The 14,345-nt window shown below is 66.7% G+C and carries 13 protein-coding genes and 2 pseudogenes; 7 read left to right on the top strand and 8 right to left on the bottom strand.

Going from position 1 to position 14,345, the window contains the following annotated elements:
• The first annotated feature begins 564 nt into the window (after positions 1-564).
• Both AC07AW_RS41165 and AC07AW_RS41160 read left to right on the top strand, forming a co-directional pair.
• On the top strand, positions 565-2,955 hold the full coding sequence (locus AC07AW_RS41165) for a helicase associated domain-containing protein (RefSeq protein WP_478820587.1): 2,391 nt from the start codon (positions 565-567) through the stop codon (positions 2,953-2,955).
• Positions 2,956-3,543: 588 nt separating this feature from the next.
• Positions 3,544-3,867 (top strand): hypothetical protein, encoded by a 324-nt coding sequence (locus AC07AW_RS41160; RefSeq protein WP_478820586.1) that lies wholly within the window; start codon positions 3,544-3,546, stop codon positions 3,865-3,867.
• Positions 3,868-4,257: 390 nt separating this feature from the next.
• Here AC07AW_RS41160 and AC07AW_RS41155 read toward each other — a convergent pair whose 3' ends face one another.
• Complete coding sequence (locus AC07AW_RS41155) at positions 4,258-4,437, bottom strand: hypothetical protein (RefSeq protein WP_478820585.1); 180 nt, start codon at positions 4,435-4,437, stop codon at positions 4,258-4,260.
• A 1,356-nt stretch (positions 4,438-5,793) separates the two neighbouring features.
• Here AC07AW_RS41155 and AC07AW_RS41150 point away from each other — a divergent pair.
• Together AC07AW_RS41150 and AC07AW_RS41145 are read left to right on the top strand one after the other, a co-directional pair.
• On the top strand, positions 5,794-6,246 hold the full coding sequence (locus tag AC07AW_RS41150; RefSeq protein WP_478820584.1) for a hypothetical protein: 453 nt from the start codon (positions 5,794-5,796) through the stop codon (positions 6,244-6,246).
• Between the two features lie 2 nt (positions 6,247-6,248).
• Positions 6,249-6,503 (top strand): hypothetical protein, encoded by a 255-nt coding sequence (locus tag AC07AW_RS41145; protein WP_478820583.1) that lies wholly within the window; start codon positions 6,249-6,251, stop codon positions 6,501-6,503.
• A gap of 4 nt (positions 6,504-6,507) precedes the next feature.
• On the opposite strand, the pseudogene AC07AW_RS41140 reads toward AC07AW_RS41145, so the two are convergent.
• Both AC07AW_RS41140 and AC07AW_RS41135 read right to left on the bottom strand, forming a co-directional pair.
• Positions 6,508-6,606: pseudogene (locus tag AC07AW_RS41140) on the bottom strand (IS5/IS1182 family transposase); the annotation flags it as partial.
• A gap of 84 nt (positions 6,607-6,690) precedes the next feature.
• Positions 6,691-7,680, bottom strand: coding sequence for a helix-turn-helix transcriptional regulator (locus tag AC07AW_RS41135; RefSeq protein WP_478820582.1), 990 nt, complete (start codon positions 7,678-7,680; stop codon positions 6,691-6,693).
• 93 nt (positions 7,681-7,773) lie between these two features.
• Here AC07AW_RS41135 and AC07AW_RS41130 point away from each other — a divergent pair, with 93 nt between their 5' ends.
• The 3 genes and pseudogenes from AC07AW_RS41130 to AC07AW_RS41120 form a co-directional block, all read left to right on the top strand.
• A complete protein-coding gene (locus AC07AW_RS41130; RefSeq protein WP_478820581.1) occupies positions 7,774-8,172 on the top strand; it encodes a VOC family protein in 399 nt (132 codons plus the stop codon).
• Between the two features lie 49 nt (positions 8,173-8,221).
• Positions 8,222-9,190: an IS481 family transposase gene (locus AC07AW_RS41125; RefSeq protein WP_478820580.1), complete on the top strand. Its 969-nt coding sequence runs from the start codon at positions 8,222-8,224 to the stop codon at positions 9,188-9,190.
• Positions 9,191-9,221: 31 nt separating this feature from the next.
• Positions 9,222-9,383 (top strand): annotated as a pseudogene (locus tag AC07AW_RS41120) (ISL3-like element ISMdi2 family transposase); the annotation flags it as partial.
• A gap of 8 nt (positions 9,384-9,391) precedes the next feature.
• Here the strand turns inward: AC07AW_RS41120 and AC07AW_RS41115 are convergent.
• From AC07AW_RS41115 to AC07AW_RS41095, 5 genes are all read right to left on the bottom strand, one after another.
• The gene (locus tag AC07AW_RS41115; protein ID WP_478820579.1) at positions 9,392-9,889 is read right to left on the bottom strand and encodes a hypothetical protein; all 498 of its coding nucleotides are present in this window, start codon (positions 9,887-9,889) and stop codon (positions 9,392-9,394) included.
• Between the two features lie 796 nt (positions 9,890-10,685).
• Positions 10,686-11,084: a DUF6193 family natural product biosynthesis protein gene (locus AC07AW_RS41110; RefSeq protein ID WP_478820578.1), complete on the bottom strand. Its 399-nt coding sequence runs from the start codon at positions 11,082-11,084 to the stop codon at positions 10,686-10,688.
• 292 nt (positions 11,085-11,376) lie between these two features.
• On the bottom strand, positions 11,377-12,219 hold the full coding sequence (locus tag AC07AW_RS41105; protein ID WP_478820577.1) for a hypothetical protein: 843 nt from the start codon (positions 12,217-12,219) through the stop codon (positions 11,377-11,379).
• Between the two features lie 410 nt (positions 12,220-12,629).
• Positions 12,630-13,226 carry an NUDIX domain-containing protein gene (locus tag AC07AW_RS41100; RefSeq protein ID WP_478820576.1) on the bottom strand — a complete coding sequence of 199 codons (597 nt, stop codon included), beginning with the start codon at positions 13,224-13,226 and terminating at the stop codon, positions 12,630-12,632.
• A gap of 118 nt (positions 13,227-13,344) precedes the next feature.
• Entirely contained in the window at positions 13,345-14,100 is a 756-nt protein-coding gene (locus AC07AW_RS41095; RefSeq protein WP_478820575.1) for a hypothetical protein, read from the bottom strand.
• Positions 14,101-14,345 lie beyond the last annotated feature (245 nt).

The following is a 14,345-nucleotide window of genomic DNA, read 5'->3' as shown; positions in this document are numbered from 1 at the left end:
CCCGCGGAGCGGGATATGCCCCGGCAAGCCGGGGCATAGAGCGTGAATTGCGCAAGCGCAATTCGGATTCCGGCGCTTGCGCCGGAACAGAATTCCGCAAGCGGAATTCAAAGGCGGGATAATTCGCGCAAGCGCGAATTATGAGCATCCGCGCAAGCGCGGATGCCAAGGCTGGCTACGGGGGCGGGTGTATCGCGCGCGGCCTGTGTACCGACTGGGAATCACAGCCACTATCTCGCAGTGGGGGTGACGGGTCGTCGGGCCCGAACGAGTGCCGGCCCCACCGCAGTGACGGGCTCCGCTGCGCTCCACCCGAACCTCTCCCTCACCTTCGGAACCAGTCACTTACACTCGCCGATACTTCAGTAGCCTATCGCACGAGCCGTGTGTACGGGGGGGTTCGACCAAGTTTCAGCCTACAGGGCGACCTGTCACGAAGATGATGCATCACGAATGTTGACTGTGTAGAATCTGGGATCAGGCACCATCACCCCGTCCCACCAATCACCGCGCCGGACTTCTTTCGGATTGCAGGCCACATTCCGCGACAAGGGGAATACGGGAATGTCTTTGAAACTGCGTGAACACCAGATTGAGGCCGTGGCCGCCATTGTGCACGGTCTCGATATTCCGCCTGGCGGGATTCCGGTGCATGGACTGCGCGGGCAGGTGCACGCTGCATGTGGGACGGGAAAGACCATCATCGCGGCTGCGGCAGCTAAGCGTCTTGCGCCTAAAGGCCGGATTCTCGTGCTGGTGCCGACGCTGGATCTCCTGACCCAGACTGTCCAGGCGTGGCGTGCGGCCGGGCACTCGGGGGCGGCGGTGGCGGTGTGCTCGCTCCAGGACGATCCGGCGCTGTGGAGCCTCAAGGTGCGTTCCACCACGAACTCCGTCCAGTTGGCTCTGTGGCATGGGACGGGGCCGGTGACCATCTTCGGGACGTACTCCAGTCTCGGTGTTCTGGCGGACGCGTTCGAAGGTGCCTTCGGGCAGCGTCTGGAGCCGGTGGACCTGGCGGTGGTGGATGAGGCGCACCGGACGTCGGGGTCGATGGGTAAGGCGTGGGCGGGCATCCATGACCAGGGCGTGATCCCGGCGTACCGGCGGCTGTATCTGACGGCGACGCCGCGGATCTGGCAGGAGCGGCCTGCGCACTGGGAGGTCGCGGAGGGGGTGCGGGATGCGTTGCCGCGGGAGATGGCGGCTTCGATGGACGACGAGGCCGTCTTTGGGCCGGTGCTGTACAGGCTGTCGCTCGCGTCGGCCGTGTCGCGTGGGCTGCTCGCGCGGTACCAGATCATCGTGCTGGAGCTCCGAGATCCGGTGGTCACGCCGGAGCGGCTGATGGGCGAGGGCCGGCACAGCGAGGAGGTCCGCGGGCAGCGTCTTGGGGCGCTGCAGGCCGCGCTTCTGCACGCGATGGCGCAGCACGGCTTGAGTACGTGCATTACTTTCCATCACCGTACGGTCGAGGCGCAGGCGTATGCGGAGGGTCTGGGGCGGGTGGCGGCGAAGCTGCATGCGAATCGGCCGGAGTGGTACCCGCAGCGGGTCTGGGCGGACTGGTTGTGTGGCGAGCATGCCGGCGAGCGTCGGCGGGAGGTTCTGGACGGCTTCGGGATCACCCCCTGGCGGGCGGTGCTCTCGAACTGCCGGGTCCTGGGCGAGGGCGTCGACATCCGCGCCGTGGACTCGGTCGCGCTGCTCGACCCCAAGGGCGCGCCGCATGACATCGTGCAGGCCATCGGCCGCGCTCTGCGGCAGAGGCCGGGAGAGGGGAAACTCGCCTCTTTGATCGTGCCCGTGTTCCTCCAGCCGGGAGAACGGGCTGAGGATATGTTCACGTCGGGGTCGTACAGGCCTTTGGTGAAGGTTCTTGAGGGTCTGCGGGCTCATGATGAAGAGGCTGTGGAACTGCTAGCGATCCCTCAGGAGCCTCAGAGGGACGTGGTGCAGCCGTCCGAATACATCGGTCCGCCGCCTGAGGAAGGCGAGGAAGAGTCCCGTCTGCTGCTGCGTTTTGCCGCCCCGCGTGACCCGGTGATGGTCGCGGACTGGGTCAGCTTCAACGTGATCGACACCGAGCGGCAGGACTGGGCGCGTGGCTGGGCGAAGCTCAAGCAGTTCACCGAGCGTGAGGGCCACGCCAGGGTGCCCTATGAGCACAAGGAGGGCGCGTTCCCGCTCGGAACCTGGGTCGCGGAGCAGCGACGGGCCTTCGGGGCCGGGCAGATGACCGGCAAGCGTGCGGAGCGCCTGGAGAGGCTGGGCATGGTCTGGAGCGTCGCGGACGAGCGGTTCCAGGAGAACCTGGCGGCGGCCCGGGTGTACTACGAGGAGCACTGGACGCTGTGCGCGCCGCGGTCCGCGTCGGTGCTGGACAAGCCGGTGGGGCAGTGGCTGTCGAATCTTCGGCGTCCGGGTGCGCTGGACGGCAAGCCGGAGTGGGAGACGGCGCTGGAGGCGATCGACGAGGACTGGAACCCGGTGTGGCCCGCCGCATGGCAGCGGCATTACGCCGTGGTACGGGAGATGCTCGCCGAGGAAACCATCCTCGCGTACGTCGAACCCGGGGTCACCGTCCACGGGATGGACATCGGGAAATGGCTCGCCCGGCAGCGCAAGCCCGAGGTCTGGGCAGCCCTGACCGGCGGGCAGCGTGAACGCCTGCAGGCCATCGGCGTCCTCCCCCACACACCCAGGCCGGAAACACCGTCCGTGAAGCCGCCCACGACGGCCGTGAGCGCCTTCGAGAAGGGTGTTACCGCCCTCGCGCAGTACAAGGCACGCGAAGGACACCTACGGGTACCAAGGAGGCACGTCGAGCGACTTGAAGACGGCACAGACGTCAAGCTCGGGGTGTTCCTGAGTAACAGCAAGACCAGGCGCGCCAAACTCACCACAGACAAACTCCAGGCACTGGCAGCCCTCGGACTCCAATGGGCAGTCTGACGCTCGGGCTGAAGTGGGCGGGGACGTAACACTGGCGGGCAGGACCCCCGGGCGCGCTGTGCGGCCCGGGATCCTTCGCCGTCCCGGCAGCGGCATCACACCGGAGCGCGTGCAGGCGCTGGAGTCCCGGGTCATCCCTGCCGGGTTCACTGTCCTGCCTCGGGGCAGGGCCGACTACTTCGGGCTCGTCGGCCCCGGCCTGGCCGAAGGCGTCGCCGAAGGGAAGCTGACGGAGGACGGGCTGCCAGTCCTCTTGGCATGAATTGCACCAGTCAGAACACGGACGAGGGCGTCACGCCTTCTTGTGTTCAGTGCGTCCAGACGAAGGGCCTTCGTTCCCGCAAACTCCCGAACGATCACGTTGCGCTCTTCTGGATTACGTACAAGGGCTCGCACCAAGGAGGGCACGCGTATGGACAGTGGAACTGGGCCATCGACGGGAGATCCCAACGCGTCAGGAAGAGCAAGGCTGCCGCGGCGAAGCCGCTCTAGCAGCGCATGTCGGGCCGCTGCATCCGCTGTCTTTTCGTCGGGGGTCTTTCCTCCCACCATCTGTGTTCCCGGGCGCGAGGAGTTCCTGAGCCCATAGTGCGCAGCGAGGATGCGATCAGTGAGTTCGGGTACGCAACCAGCCTCGATGCTGACCTGATGCTGGTGCATCGTCTCAATAAGCCTGTCCCAGCCGTGAGCCGCACTCAGAAGTGCGACCGCATGGGTTCGCAGCAAGACGGGTCCAGGTTCGCTGAGGATGTCGGGTATGTGGCGGCGTCCTTCGGCGACATCGGTCAGGAGTGCGCGGCGCACTCGAACTTCGTTGGCAAGGGCTGCAGTCTTGGGAGCTTGGGGGCTGGTGCCGGCGGCAAAACGATCAGCCAAGCAAGCTTCGATCTCTGCGAGGTTCCTCTCGTGTAGGACTGCACTTGCCAAGTGTTTGTCACGGAGAGGTGAGTTACTTCGGGATTGAGGTAGCTCAAGCCTTCGACGGCTTTTCACCACAAGAGTGGCTTCCTGCGACCGAAGATTGAGTAGCCTTTCGTCCCCATATGCAGAAACCGCATCACCCACCCAGAAACATGCAAGGCCACGGGGACGAGGAGTACACCGGGAGGAGAACGCAGCGGCTGTCATCGGGCCGGGCGCAGCCACTGCTCGTAGCTGACGGTCTCGAAGGTGGGGTGGAGACAGCGTCGTACCACTGGATCTTGGACGAGCCAGCCGTCTCCTTCGCTCTTCGCCTGGCGAGGGGGCATTGAGGAGGCGCCGGCTGGGGTGGGCACAGGCAGCAGTATTCGGCGAAGTCCGTCAGAGACGGCAGGGTGCGGGGCCGGTGGGGCAGGAGGAAGCCGTCACCGCGCGAGGAGCAGCGGAGCAGATGGGCCGCAGATGAGCCACGGCCAGCAGGAAAGGGGGCGCCCAGGCCAGGACGGTGTAGATGCGGCAGATGGTCGCGAAGTCGTCGCGGCGGACGGCTGTAACGGTCATGGAAGGTGAGGGTGGAAGCGGTGGCGTCGAGGTGGTCGTAGTGGACCGTGTCGCCATGCCGCGGCCGCGCCCCAGGGCAGTCGTGCCTTGTCTGCCTCGAGGACCTGGTAGCTCGGGCGGCTTGCCCAGGGCCGCAAGGACGTCGAAGGCGAGCGCCTGGTGGTGGCTGGCCGGGGGCGGGGTGAACGGTGATGCGGCCAGCCGGACGGGTGGTGTGCGGCCAGGGCGGCGCGGGTGACGGCAACGTCTTCGGTGGCGTCCAGCAGCACAGTGACGGGGATGGCAGTCGGGAAGACGGCCGGAGAGACAGCTTGTGCGCTCACATCGGCCTCACGGTGCGGATGCGGGGCGGGGGCTCGGGCGGGTCCTGGGCAAGCAGCCGGGCTGCCGGCAGGCGGAAGGACAGGCCCGCGCACTCCCACACCGTATACAGAAAACGCGTAAATGGCCTGTATGCGGAACCCGCATACAGTGTGCCTGCGATGCCCACTTACGAAAACCGCATCACCCGGCCTGAGCACCAGCAACCCCAACCCCACGCCCCGGGCACGAGCGGGGCGGGAACAGAGAACAAAAAGCCCAGCCAGCGCAGCAGAGCAGAGAACCATCCCCCCACGAACACAACTCGTCACCTCAAGGCGAGGACCATCCCCGCGAGCGCGGGGAGCAGAACCGCCGGCACCCCGTCGGCACCCGCGAGCGGGGACACGACGCGCGCTGCCTGACCACCAACGATCCTGCGGGGCCATCCCCGCCGGCACGGGGAACAGCCATGGTAAGTGCAGTGGTAAGCACGCCCCAGACATGGTCAGTACACGGCAACACTCACCACCACCCCACACAACACAGCGACCAAAGCGAACGAAGCGACCGGGAACACAGACCAACCCCACACCAGCGGGGAACAGCCATCAGCGTCGACAAGCCAGGCCTGCGCGGAAGGACCATACCCACGCGAGCGGGGAGCAGATCGGCATGACCGTCGAGATGATCCCGCACCTGGGACCATCCCCGCACAGGCGGGGATGACCGCCTGCCCGGTGGTCAGAAGGTGGCGCGGCGTGGGCGTGCATGGCGGATCTGTACGAGGCGCTCGTGGAGCAGCTGTCGGCTGTCCCGTGCGTTAAGACGTCGTTTCACTTGGTGCGGCGTCGGTATACGAGGAAGTGTGCTGGCTTGCGTTCGTAGCGCCGGTGGAGCCCGCGTCAGCAGGGCGACGAAGTACCTCAACGGTGAGCCTCGGTATCCCGTCATTCAGCGGACTCGCCGCTCGCACTGCCGCCATCGGCCAGGGCAAACCATGGCCGAGCTGAAACTTCCTGGCCACAGCCCTGCGTCGCCATTTACGCTCCGCCCATGCGCAGCGTCTACGTGTTCCCCACTGGAGAGTCGACTGCGACAGCCGCACGGCTCGACCGGCTGATGCCTGGCAAGGACGGGTACTGGTCGGATGGAAAGCTCTTCATCGACTTCATGGACGAGCAGGACGATCACCTGTTCGTCGGCTGGACTCCCGAGGACGTACGCCTGCTGGACTCCGCGCTCGGCCATCGCCCGACCTGGGCCCTGCTTGTCAGCGTCTCCAGCCACATCGACGGTACTGCAGAGGTCCGCGCTCTGTTGTCAGGTGTCCTCGAAGCTGGCGGCGTCGCCGTCGACGACTACTCCGGCCGCTGCTGGACGCTCGAAGAGATCGACACCGAATGCAAGGTAGGTGGTCTGGGCTTCTTCGACTTCCGTGCTTACGCCGCACGACACGGCCAACAGACCGGGACTATCGCTCGCGCAAGTTCAGGGAAGCAGGTCTAGCCATGTTCGACCACATCGTCGGGCTGCGGTCCGAGGAAGCGGCGCGATGGAGTGCGCTCGTCGAGCAATGCCGCCCCGTCCTCGCGGGCGAAGGGATGGAAGCCGTTCAGGATCTGCTGGCTGAACACGGCATGAGCATCATCCAGTCGATCGCGATCACTCGCGCTTTGCTCGGCTGGCAAGAGACGACTCTGCGTACCGCCATCGACATCGTGACCACGAGTTCCTCTCGCACAGCCGTCAGCGACGCCGATTAGAACGTCACTTGGTGAGCCGTCGGCAGTTGATGAGGCTGGTGGCGATGGTTGTGAAGGCTAGGAAGTGTTCTGGCTTGCGTTCGTAGAGTCGGTGGAGTCGGCGAGCCAACGCGCTGGCACCGTCCCGCAGTCCGACTCCTTGCGACCCGGGCTAATTGTGCCATCTCATGACGTTGGTTCCTCGCTGTCAGGCTCGGCGGGCATAGGACGTGAGGCGATCGGCGAGCGCGATGACGAGGTCGCGGAGTTCATCGGGGCGCTCGATGACGAACGGCCGGTCGAGTGAGGCGAGTACCTGGGGCAACCAGTCGAGCCGCTCCGCCCGCAGCTCAACGCGCAGCCAGCGATCGGTCGCCCGGTCCTCGCCGGCCGCGGACTTGTGCTGCTCCAGGCTCGCGACGCTGACCGGAAGGTGGGCGCGGATCTGCTCAACTGTCCCGTGGATCCGCAAGGTCACCTCATGCCGGTACTCGGCCGTGGCGAACCCTGCCAACACGCGCTGTGCCGGACCGGGACCCGCTGGCGCTTCGAATGAGCCGGGCAGGGTCCGCGCGTCTGCGATGCGATCGAGCCGGAAGGTTCGGTTCTCGCCGATCTGGGCGTCCTTGCCCGTGACGTACCACCGGCCCCCATGGGCGACGATCCCGTACGCGTGCAGCGTGCGTTCGCTGCGCCGTCCGTCACGGTCGGTGTAGCGGATCGAGACCGGTCGGCGGTGGCGCACCGCATCGGCGATCGTGAGCAGGACCCCAGCGTCCGGGTGGTCCAACTCGCTGGGCTGATCCGTGAAGGCGAGAGCTTCTAGGAGTGTGTCGAGTCGATGGGCGATGTGCTTGGGCAGCACCCGCCGGATCTTGGCCGATGCCGTCTCGCTTGCCGTGTGCTCCGTCGTCGTCAATCCTGCTCGGCGGCCGGCGACCAGGCCGAGCAGCACGGCCAGCGCCTCGTCGTCGCTGAGCATGAGCGGAGGCAAGCGGTACCCGGGGGCGAGCCGGTACCCGCCGTAGCGGCCGCGCACCGATTCCACGGGCACGTCCAGGTCGATCAGCTGATCCACATATCGCCGCACGGTGCGCCCTTCGACGCCGAGCCGGTCGGCGAGTTCGGCCACAGTCCGGGTGCCGCCCGACTGCAGCAGCTCCAGGAGGGTCAGCACGCGGCCGGTGGGTCGAGGCATGTCCGCAGCCTAACGCGAATACAGGACCGATTCTGTCCACTATTTCTCCTAGCCTGCGACGTGCACGCCTCCAGCACGACCAAGGAGATTCCCATGGACTTCGTCTCGATCCGCATCATCACCAGCGACGTAGCGCGCCTCGTCGACTTCTACGAGCGAGCCACAGGAGCACGGGCGACGTGGGCCACCGAAGACTTCGCCGAACTCAAGACCCCAGGCGCCACCCTCGCGATCGCCGGCACCCGCACTGTCCCGCTGTTCGCCCCGGGCTCTGCCCGCCCGGCGGACAACCACAGCGTGATCACCGAGTTCCTCGTCGACGACGTGGACCGCGTTCACCAGAACCTGACCGGCTTCGTCACCGACTTCGTCAACGAGCCCACCACGATGCCCTGGGGCAACCGGTCGCTGCTGTTCCGCGACCCCGACGGCAACCTCGTCAACGTCTTCACCCCCGTCACCCCGGCGGCCATCGAAAAGTTCGCACGCTGACGCCACGCACAACCAATCACGCGGGAGCCCTGAGACCCCAGGGCTTCCCGTGAACGCGGCAACCGAGTCCAGGAGCGCCACCAGCAGAGGACATCCGAACGCCCCGCTGACCCCCGAAAGACGTCTGCGCTTGTGTCTGCGGATCGACGCGGGACATCCGATCGCGCACGTCGCTGCGGAAGCCGGGATCTCCCGCCGCTGCCTGACCAGGTGGTACGCCCGCTGGCGCGCGCACGGCGAGAACGGACTGCTCGACCACTCCTCCCGCCCCGCCACCAGTCCCGCCCGCACCCCCGAGGACACCGCTGACCTCGTGGAGGCGCTGCGGCGGCAGACCAAGCACGGACCAGCCCGACTCGCCACCGACCTACAGCGGCTGCACGGCGTCACACTCGCGCCTGCGACCGTGCACCGCATCCTGATGAGGCGAGGACTCAACCGGCTCCGGGACCTCGATCCACCGACCGGCGAGCAGCTGCGCGAGGTCATCCGCTACGAGCACGACCGGGTCGGCGACCTGGTCCACGTCGACATCAAGAAGCTCGGACGCATCCCGACCGGCGGCGGCTGGCGGATGCACGGCGTCGGCACCGAGTCCGCCCGCGCTTCCAAACGCACCGGTCCCGACACCGGCAAAGTCGGATACACGTACCTGCATTCGGCGCTCGACGACCACTCTCGGCTCGCCTGCACCGTGGCCCTGGACGATGAGAAGGCCGTCACCGCGGTCGCCTTCTGGCACCGTGCCGATTCCTTCTTCGCCGCCCACGGCATCACACCGATCCGCCGCTGCCTCACCGACAACGGCGCCTGCTACCGGTCTACGACCTGGGCTGACGCCCTCGCCGCGACCGGTACGAAGCACAAGCGGACCAGGCCGTACACGCCGCGCACGAACGGGAAGGTGGAGAGGCATAACGGGACGCTCACCCGCGAGTGGGCGTACGTCCGCGACTACACAGCCGAGCGTGAACGCCGTGTCGCGCTCGCGGAGTTCATGAAAGGCGGTCCGCGCTGACGACCTGCCCAGCCTCCACACCTTCGTCAACGGCCTCGAACGCGATCTCACCGCCGTCACCGCTGGTCTCACACTGCCGTGGAGCTCCGGAATTGTCGAAGGCCACGTCAACCGGATCAAAATGATCAAGCGCCAGATGTACGGCCGGGCTGGCTTCGGTCTGCTGCGGAAAAGAGTCCTGCCGGCATCCTGACGGGACACTCACGAGCTCTGCCGGAGTCGCTCCGCAGCCTGAGCAGGGGAGTCGTAGTAGCCAGGCCGCGCCAGTAGGACCGAACTGAAGTAGTAGCCCCGTCCTTCTTCCGGCTCATCGTCGGCTGCGAACGGACGCCAGAAGCTCAGCAGCAAGTCCGGGGCGATGAATGAAGCATCGCCGTCAGGATCTTCCCCGATCGAGGTGAGCTCACCGACGCGCCGGACAACCTCGCGGGCCGGAAGCGCGAACACGTCCACGCCCTGGAACAACACCCGATCCGTCTGGGACGAGGGCCTTGCCAGCTCGATAGCTTCGAGCATGTCGCGCACGCAATGGATGCTGATCATCAGCCCGCTAGGACGGAACACGTGTTGTCCGGGCCGGTCGGACTCCGAGATCGCAGAAGGATCGCGGAGCGAGTCCAACGCGGTGTTGGCCGCGTGTCGAGTCATACCGATCCGCAACGGGCCAACGCCGTTTGGTGGGGCGAGGTCGAAGTCCATGCGGGCATGATCCCAAACAGGTCTGTCAGCGAGTGACGAAGGGCCATCCAGTCCCGGCAGGTTACAGAGTGTGAGGGCTCCACAGAAGTTGGACCAGAACCCAAACTCATCGCCAAGCGACGTCGCTACTGCTCGATGAAGCCAATAGGACCATCCCCCCGAGTACAGGGAGCAGAAACGGGCGTATGAGAAGCCCCTCCCCCACACTCACCACACCCTCACAGCAGCACTCCTCACCAGGAACAACAGGCTGAGAGCCTCCCAGGCCCCGAGCACTCACCACACCCACAACCGCCGACAGCCAAGCGCAACACCCGCCGAACTGACAGAGGCCAGAACCACCCCCGCGCAGGCTGGGCGCAGGCCGACTCCGACGGGCCGGCCGCTGCGCCCTAGGGACCATCTCCGCGCAAGCGGGGAGCAGGCCTGCGACGGCGCGGGGCCGCGCTGTGGCTGGGGGCCATCCCCGCGCGAGCGGAGAGCAGTCGGCGTCCTGCAGATCTATCGCAGTCACAGCTCGATCTGAACCACTTGTGGTCGCTCACACAGTTCCCCAGCCAGAAGCTCACGGTCTTCCCCAGGAGGATCCCGGAGTACGCGCCGTGGGCATTGTCCATTGGAGGTGGAACGTCGGCGCCCGCCATCGCCGCCTGCCTCCGTCGAGCGGGCTGACGGAGCCCCGTCATCACGTACCGATTCACCGCCCGCGCCACAACAACGGGATCAGCCGTTCGGTAGCCGGGCGCTGGTCGGCCACGCTGTCAGAACCGCCCACGCAGTCGAGAAAGCCGGACGATCACAGGTTCCTTCTCCTGTCATACGTGGCCAGCTCTTCGGGTGTGCCGTTGAACGCAGGGCCGCAATTGGACGGCAGCAGCTCAACGACCATCGCGATCGCCTCCCGCGCTGTATCAGCTCTCCCGATCTTCTGAGTCCGCGAAGGCCCCTCAACGTAGTACGGCCCGGCGTGGCCCGGGCCGGCCGCCGTCGGGCCGATGTAGGGCACGTCCCATGTCCAACGCTGCTCAGTACAGCGGCTGAAGTGCAGCTCCCACATTCCGATCCAGGGGAAGAGCTGCCGTAGCCGCGGCTCGGCGTATGCCGCCGCAACCAACTCAGCGCTCACCCTTTCGGAGTCGAGCAACTCCTGCCATGCCGCTTCCACATTCTCCGCGCCTGAGGCGTTCGTCGTCACGTTCGGATTGTCCACTGCATCTCGGTTAGGCAGGTGCGGTGAGGCCAGGAGCGCTGTGCCACACGTTCAAATATCCGGGGCTGCCGAAACGCCGTCATCGAGGCTCCGACCGGGGAGGTCGTCCCCTTCCAGAAAGCCCTCGCCCAGGCGAGCGGGGAGCGAACCGCGCCCGGGTGGGATCTCCCCGCGGGTGCGGGGAACAGTGGGCCTTGATCACGGCCGTGCCGCCAGCGTTGGGATCATCCGTGCAAGCAGGGATGAAGCCGCTTTCGTCCTGGGTCTTCAGGTCGGGTCAGGGACGTTCGTAGTACTGGAGGATGCCGCCCGCGGAGAAACAGAGGGCACCGGTCAGGGTGCCCAAGTTGGCGATGTCGGCGTTGATCAGGCTGCCGGTGGCGGGGCGTGTGTAGGCGGCGAGTGCCGAGATCATGAACAGGACGGAGCCCAGCTGATTCACGGCGACGATCCACCAGCCGAGGTTGCGCTGTCGGATGCACGGCCGGCCGTGGCAGATCTCGACGAGAGCAAGGTGGCCGGAGATCAGGAAGAGCACACAGCCGATCACGTCGGGGGCCCAGATCAGCCGGTTGACCTGATGGACGGTCAGGCCTTGGAGGAAGGAATCGAGCAGGTCGACGGCGAACACCAGGGTGCCGGCGAACAGGACGAAGGCGCTCAGCCAGTCGACCCTCATCGGTTCATAGCTCCACCACCGCCACCGTCGCGCGAACAGGGCGCCTTCCCCGCCGGGCACATGGCGCGGGGCGTTGATCACCTGGAGCAGGGACACGTAACCACCGGTGTTGAAGAACAGGCCGCCGGCGAAGTAGATCGAGGCGCAGGTGGTGGCGTCGCCAGAGCCGAATTGAGCGACGGCGGCGCCGGCCGCGAAAAGTGCTCCGCCGATGACGAAGGCAGTGGCGGCCACGATGTTGAGCCTGCGCAGCCGGGCGAGGGCAGTGTCACCGGCGCTGTCATCACGGACGCCGGCCGCGCCAGGCGGACTGACAGCGATAAGGCCTCGGCGCCGAGCGAGCCGGGATTCCCAGACGGCCGTGCCACCGCCGGGCGGCTGCCAGGTCAGGCGGGTCGTGAACGGTCCCGCGCCTTCGGCGCGCTGATCGGGCTGTCCCACAAGCCGACACTAGACGTCCCGCCAGTCGTCGGCCGAGCGCAACGCCGTCAGCAAGGCAAGCCGAACCTCGGTCCGACGTCCTGATAGACGCCAAAAAGACCTCGACTGGGTCACCGCGCTGCTCACCATCGTGAACAGCACCCACCACACCCAAACCACCACCCCTCGCGCATCCCCACGCACGCGAGGGACAGCTCTCGAACATCGCCGCCGAGCTCGGACTGACGGAACCATCCCCGCGCGCGCGGGGAGCTGTCGGCGGTTACGCAGTTCCCCGCTTCTGGCTGTTTGAGCGGCACGTGGTTCCCTGCCGTCGGTCGCGACTCCCCATGGGGATCACGGAGGTGAGCGGTGCTGGTGTCGGCCCCGTCGTGGCGGGGTTGCACGGCACCGCGGACACCGTGAGGAGGTTACCCGCGACGCTTCTTGGTCCGGGCGTGCTGCAGCTTGCGTGTGAAGCGATGCATGTGGGGGTCCAGCAGCTCGAGTGACTCAGCAAGCACCTGCTCGTCGGTCAGCCACCGGATTCCGCTGAACTCGCCCTGGTCGTATGAGGTGATGGTGTGGGCATCGGCATGGAGGAGGTACCACAGCGAGACGTCGGTGTGCGCGCGCTGCCCCCGGGTTCGGGTGACGGTGAGGAAGAAGGGGTGCGCGCCGGCGATCGGAGAGGCCACCGCCTCGATGCCCAGCTCCTCACGGCATTCGCGGACCACCGCGGCCCACGGGTCCTCACCCGGCTCGACGTGCCCGCCGGCCGGCAGCCACAGGCCCGCCTTGCGGTGCGCGACAAGCAGCAGCTGCCCGCGCCTGTCGTCGAGGGCAACGAAGTAGCTCACCAGATGCATCGCCGGAACATCCGGCTTGCGTACCCGGTAGATCGGGGCCCCGCCGGCAATCCACTGCACAGTGGACTCCAGGTGGGTGCACTCCAGGTCATCCCACGGTTCGATGGCACCGACCAGCTCAAGAAGGCGGGCCCGCGCAAGGTCGTCGGTTGAGGTCATCTACGCATGCTGGCGGCAGCCACTGACAACCGTGCATGACGGTCACCAGCGACTGCAGGCACCTGGGGAATTACGTGAACTTGTCCGTCTCGTGTACTTGTTGACTCGAGGCAGGTGGTCACGGCGTGGGCCAGGTGCCGAGTGCTCGGGCCAGCCGGTCGCTGTGTTCGCGGGTGATGCCTTGGGCGAGGCGGGTTCCGCAGCGCGGGCTGTGAGGCTCGTCGCAGTGCAGGATGCCGGGAAATTGCTGCGCGGTGCCGGAGAGCGGGGACGGTGAGGGCAGGGCCCATTCCGCCGGTTCCCACAGGGGGTGGTCGTGGAGGAGGGCATCTGCCACCTCGGGCGCCTGGTCCTCGGCGACGCCTACCCGGATGAGCGCGTCGCTGATCAGTGCGGCCGCGCCAGTGGGCAGGTTGCTGTCTCCGAGGGCCGGGAGCAGGAGCAGCAGGCGGACGTGCGGTGCGTGGATGCCGGGTGCCCTGGGGTCGGGTGTGTCGGCGATGTGCGTGAGCTCGCACCAGGACAGTCCGGGGCCGGCCTGGTGCCCGTCGATGGTGGCCAGGTGGCCGTGCCGGTCCCACTCGGGGTGGGAGATGAAGTACTCCGTGCCCAGGTCGTCGGCGATGTTGCGGCCCACGATGAGCACGCTGTGGCCGTCGGCGAAAGGGATACGGAAGACGGGCCAGCGTTCCTCGTCGGTCAGGGCCTCGTACGCCGCGTCCGCGTCGGCCTCGTCCGCGCCGAACCACAGCGGATCCGGGTCGTTCTTCTCGGTCTGGCACATCCACAGCAGGTATGCGGCCCAGAACCCCGGCAGGGCCGGCAGATCCTCCGCCGCAACCAGAGAAGCATCCTCGTATCCATCGATCAGCACGCGCCCAGAGTGCCACCCGACTCTGACAGGCTCTGCGCAACCCGGACCTTCCCTGTGCCCAGTCGCAGGTGTGCCCATTTCCCGCCGGCATCCCGGACGACGGCGATCACGAAGTGATCCTGAACGTCGCGGACAACCGCTCTCGGCTATGGGTTCTGGCACACATTCCGTAAGGGCAGTGGTCAGGAGCGCGTGGGATTGGTGTCGTCCCATTTCCACCCGGTTTGAGGGAACTGATCCAGCAG

The sequence above is a fragment of the Streptomyces sp. NPDC044003 genome (genome assembly GCF_056435185.1).
Note: the sequence above shows the minus strand (reverse complement) of the source record. Positions and strands in the feature narration are given on the sequence as shown.

What these genes read in the sequence shown, in the direction of transcription:
- AC07AW_RS41135 (WP_478820582.1), bottom strand. Translation starts at nt 7,680, where the DNA reads ATGCCTCGACCCACCGGCCGCGTGCTGACCCTCCTGGAGCTGCTGCAG.
- AC07AW_RS41130 (WP_478820581.1), top strand. Translation starts at nt 7,774, where the DNA reads ATGGACTTCGTCTCGATCCGCATCATCACCAGCGACGTAGCGCGCCTC.
- AC07AW_RS41115 (WP_478820579.1), bottom strand. Translation starts at nt 9,889, where the DNA reads ATGGACTTCGACCTCGCCCCACCAAACGGCGTTGGCCCGTTGCGGATC.
- AC07AW_RS41150 (WP_478820584.1), top strand. Translation starts at nt 5,794, where the DNA reads ATGCGCAGCGTCTACGTGTTCCCCACTGGAGAGTCGACTGCGACAGCC.
- AC07AW_RS41100 (WP_478820576.1), bottom strand. Translation starts at nt 13,226, where the DNA reads ATGACCTCAACCGACGACCTTGCGCGGGCCCGCCTTCTTGAGCTGGTC.
- AC07AW_RS41155 (WP_478820585.1), bottom strand. Translation starts at nt 4,437, where the DNA reads ATGACCGTTACAGCCGTCCGCCGCGACGACTTCGCGACCATCTGCCGC.
- AC07AW_RS41165 (WP_478820587.1), top strand. Translation starts at nt 565, where the DNA reads ATGTCTTTGAAACTGCGTGAACACCAGATTGAGGCCGTGGCCGCCATT.
- AC07AW_RS41145 (WP_478820583.1), top strand. Translation starts at nt 6,249, where the DNA reads ATGTTCGACCACATCGTCGGGCTGCGGTCCGAGGAAGCGGCGCGATGG.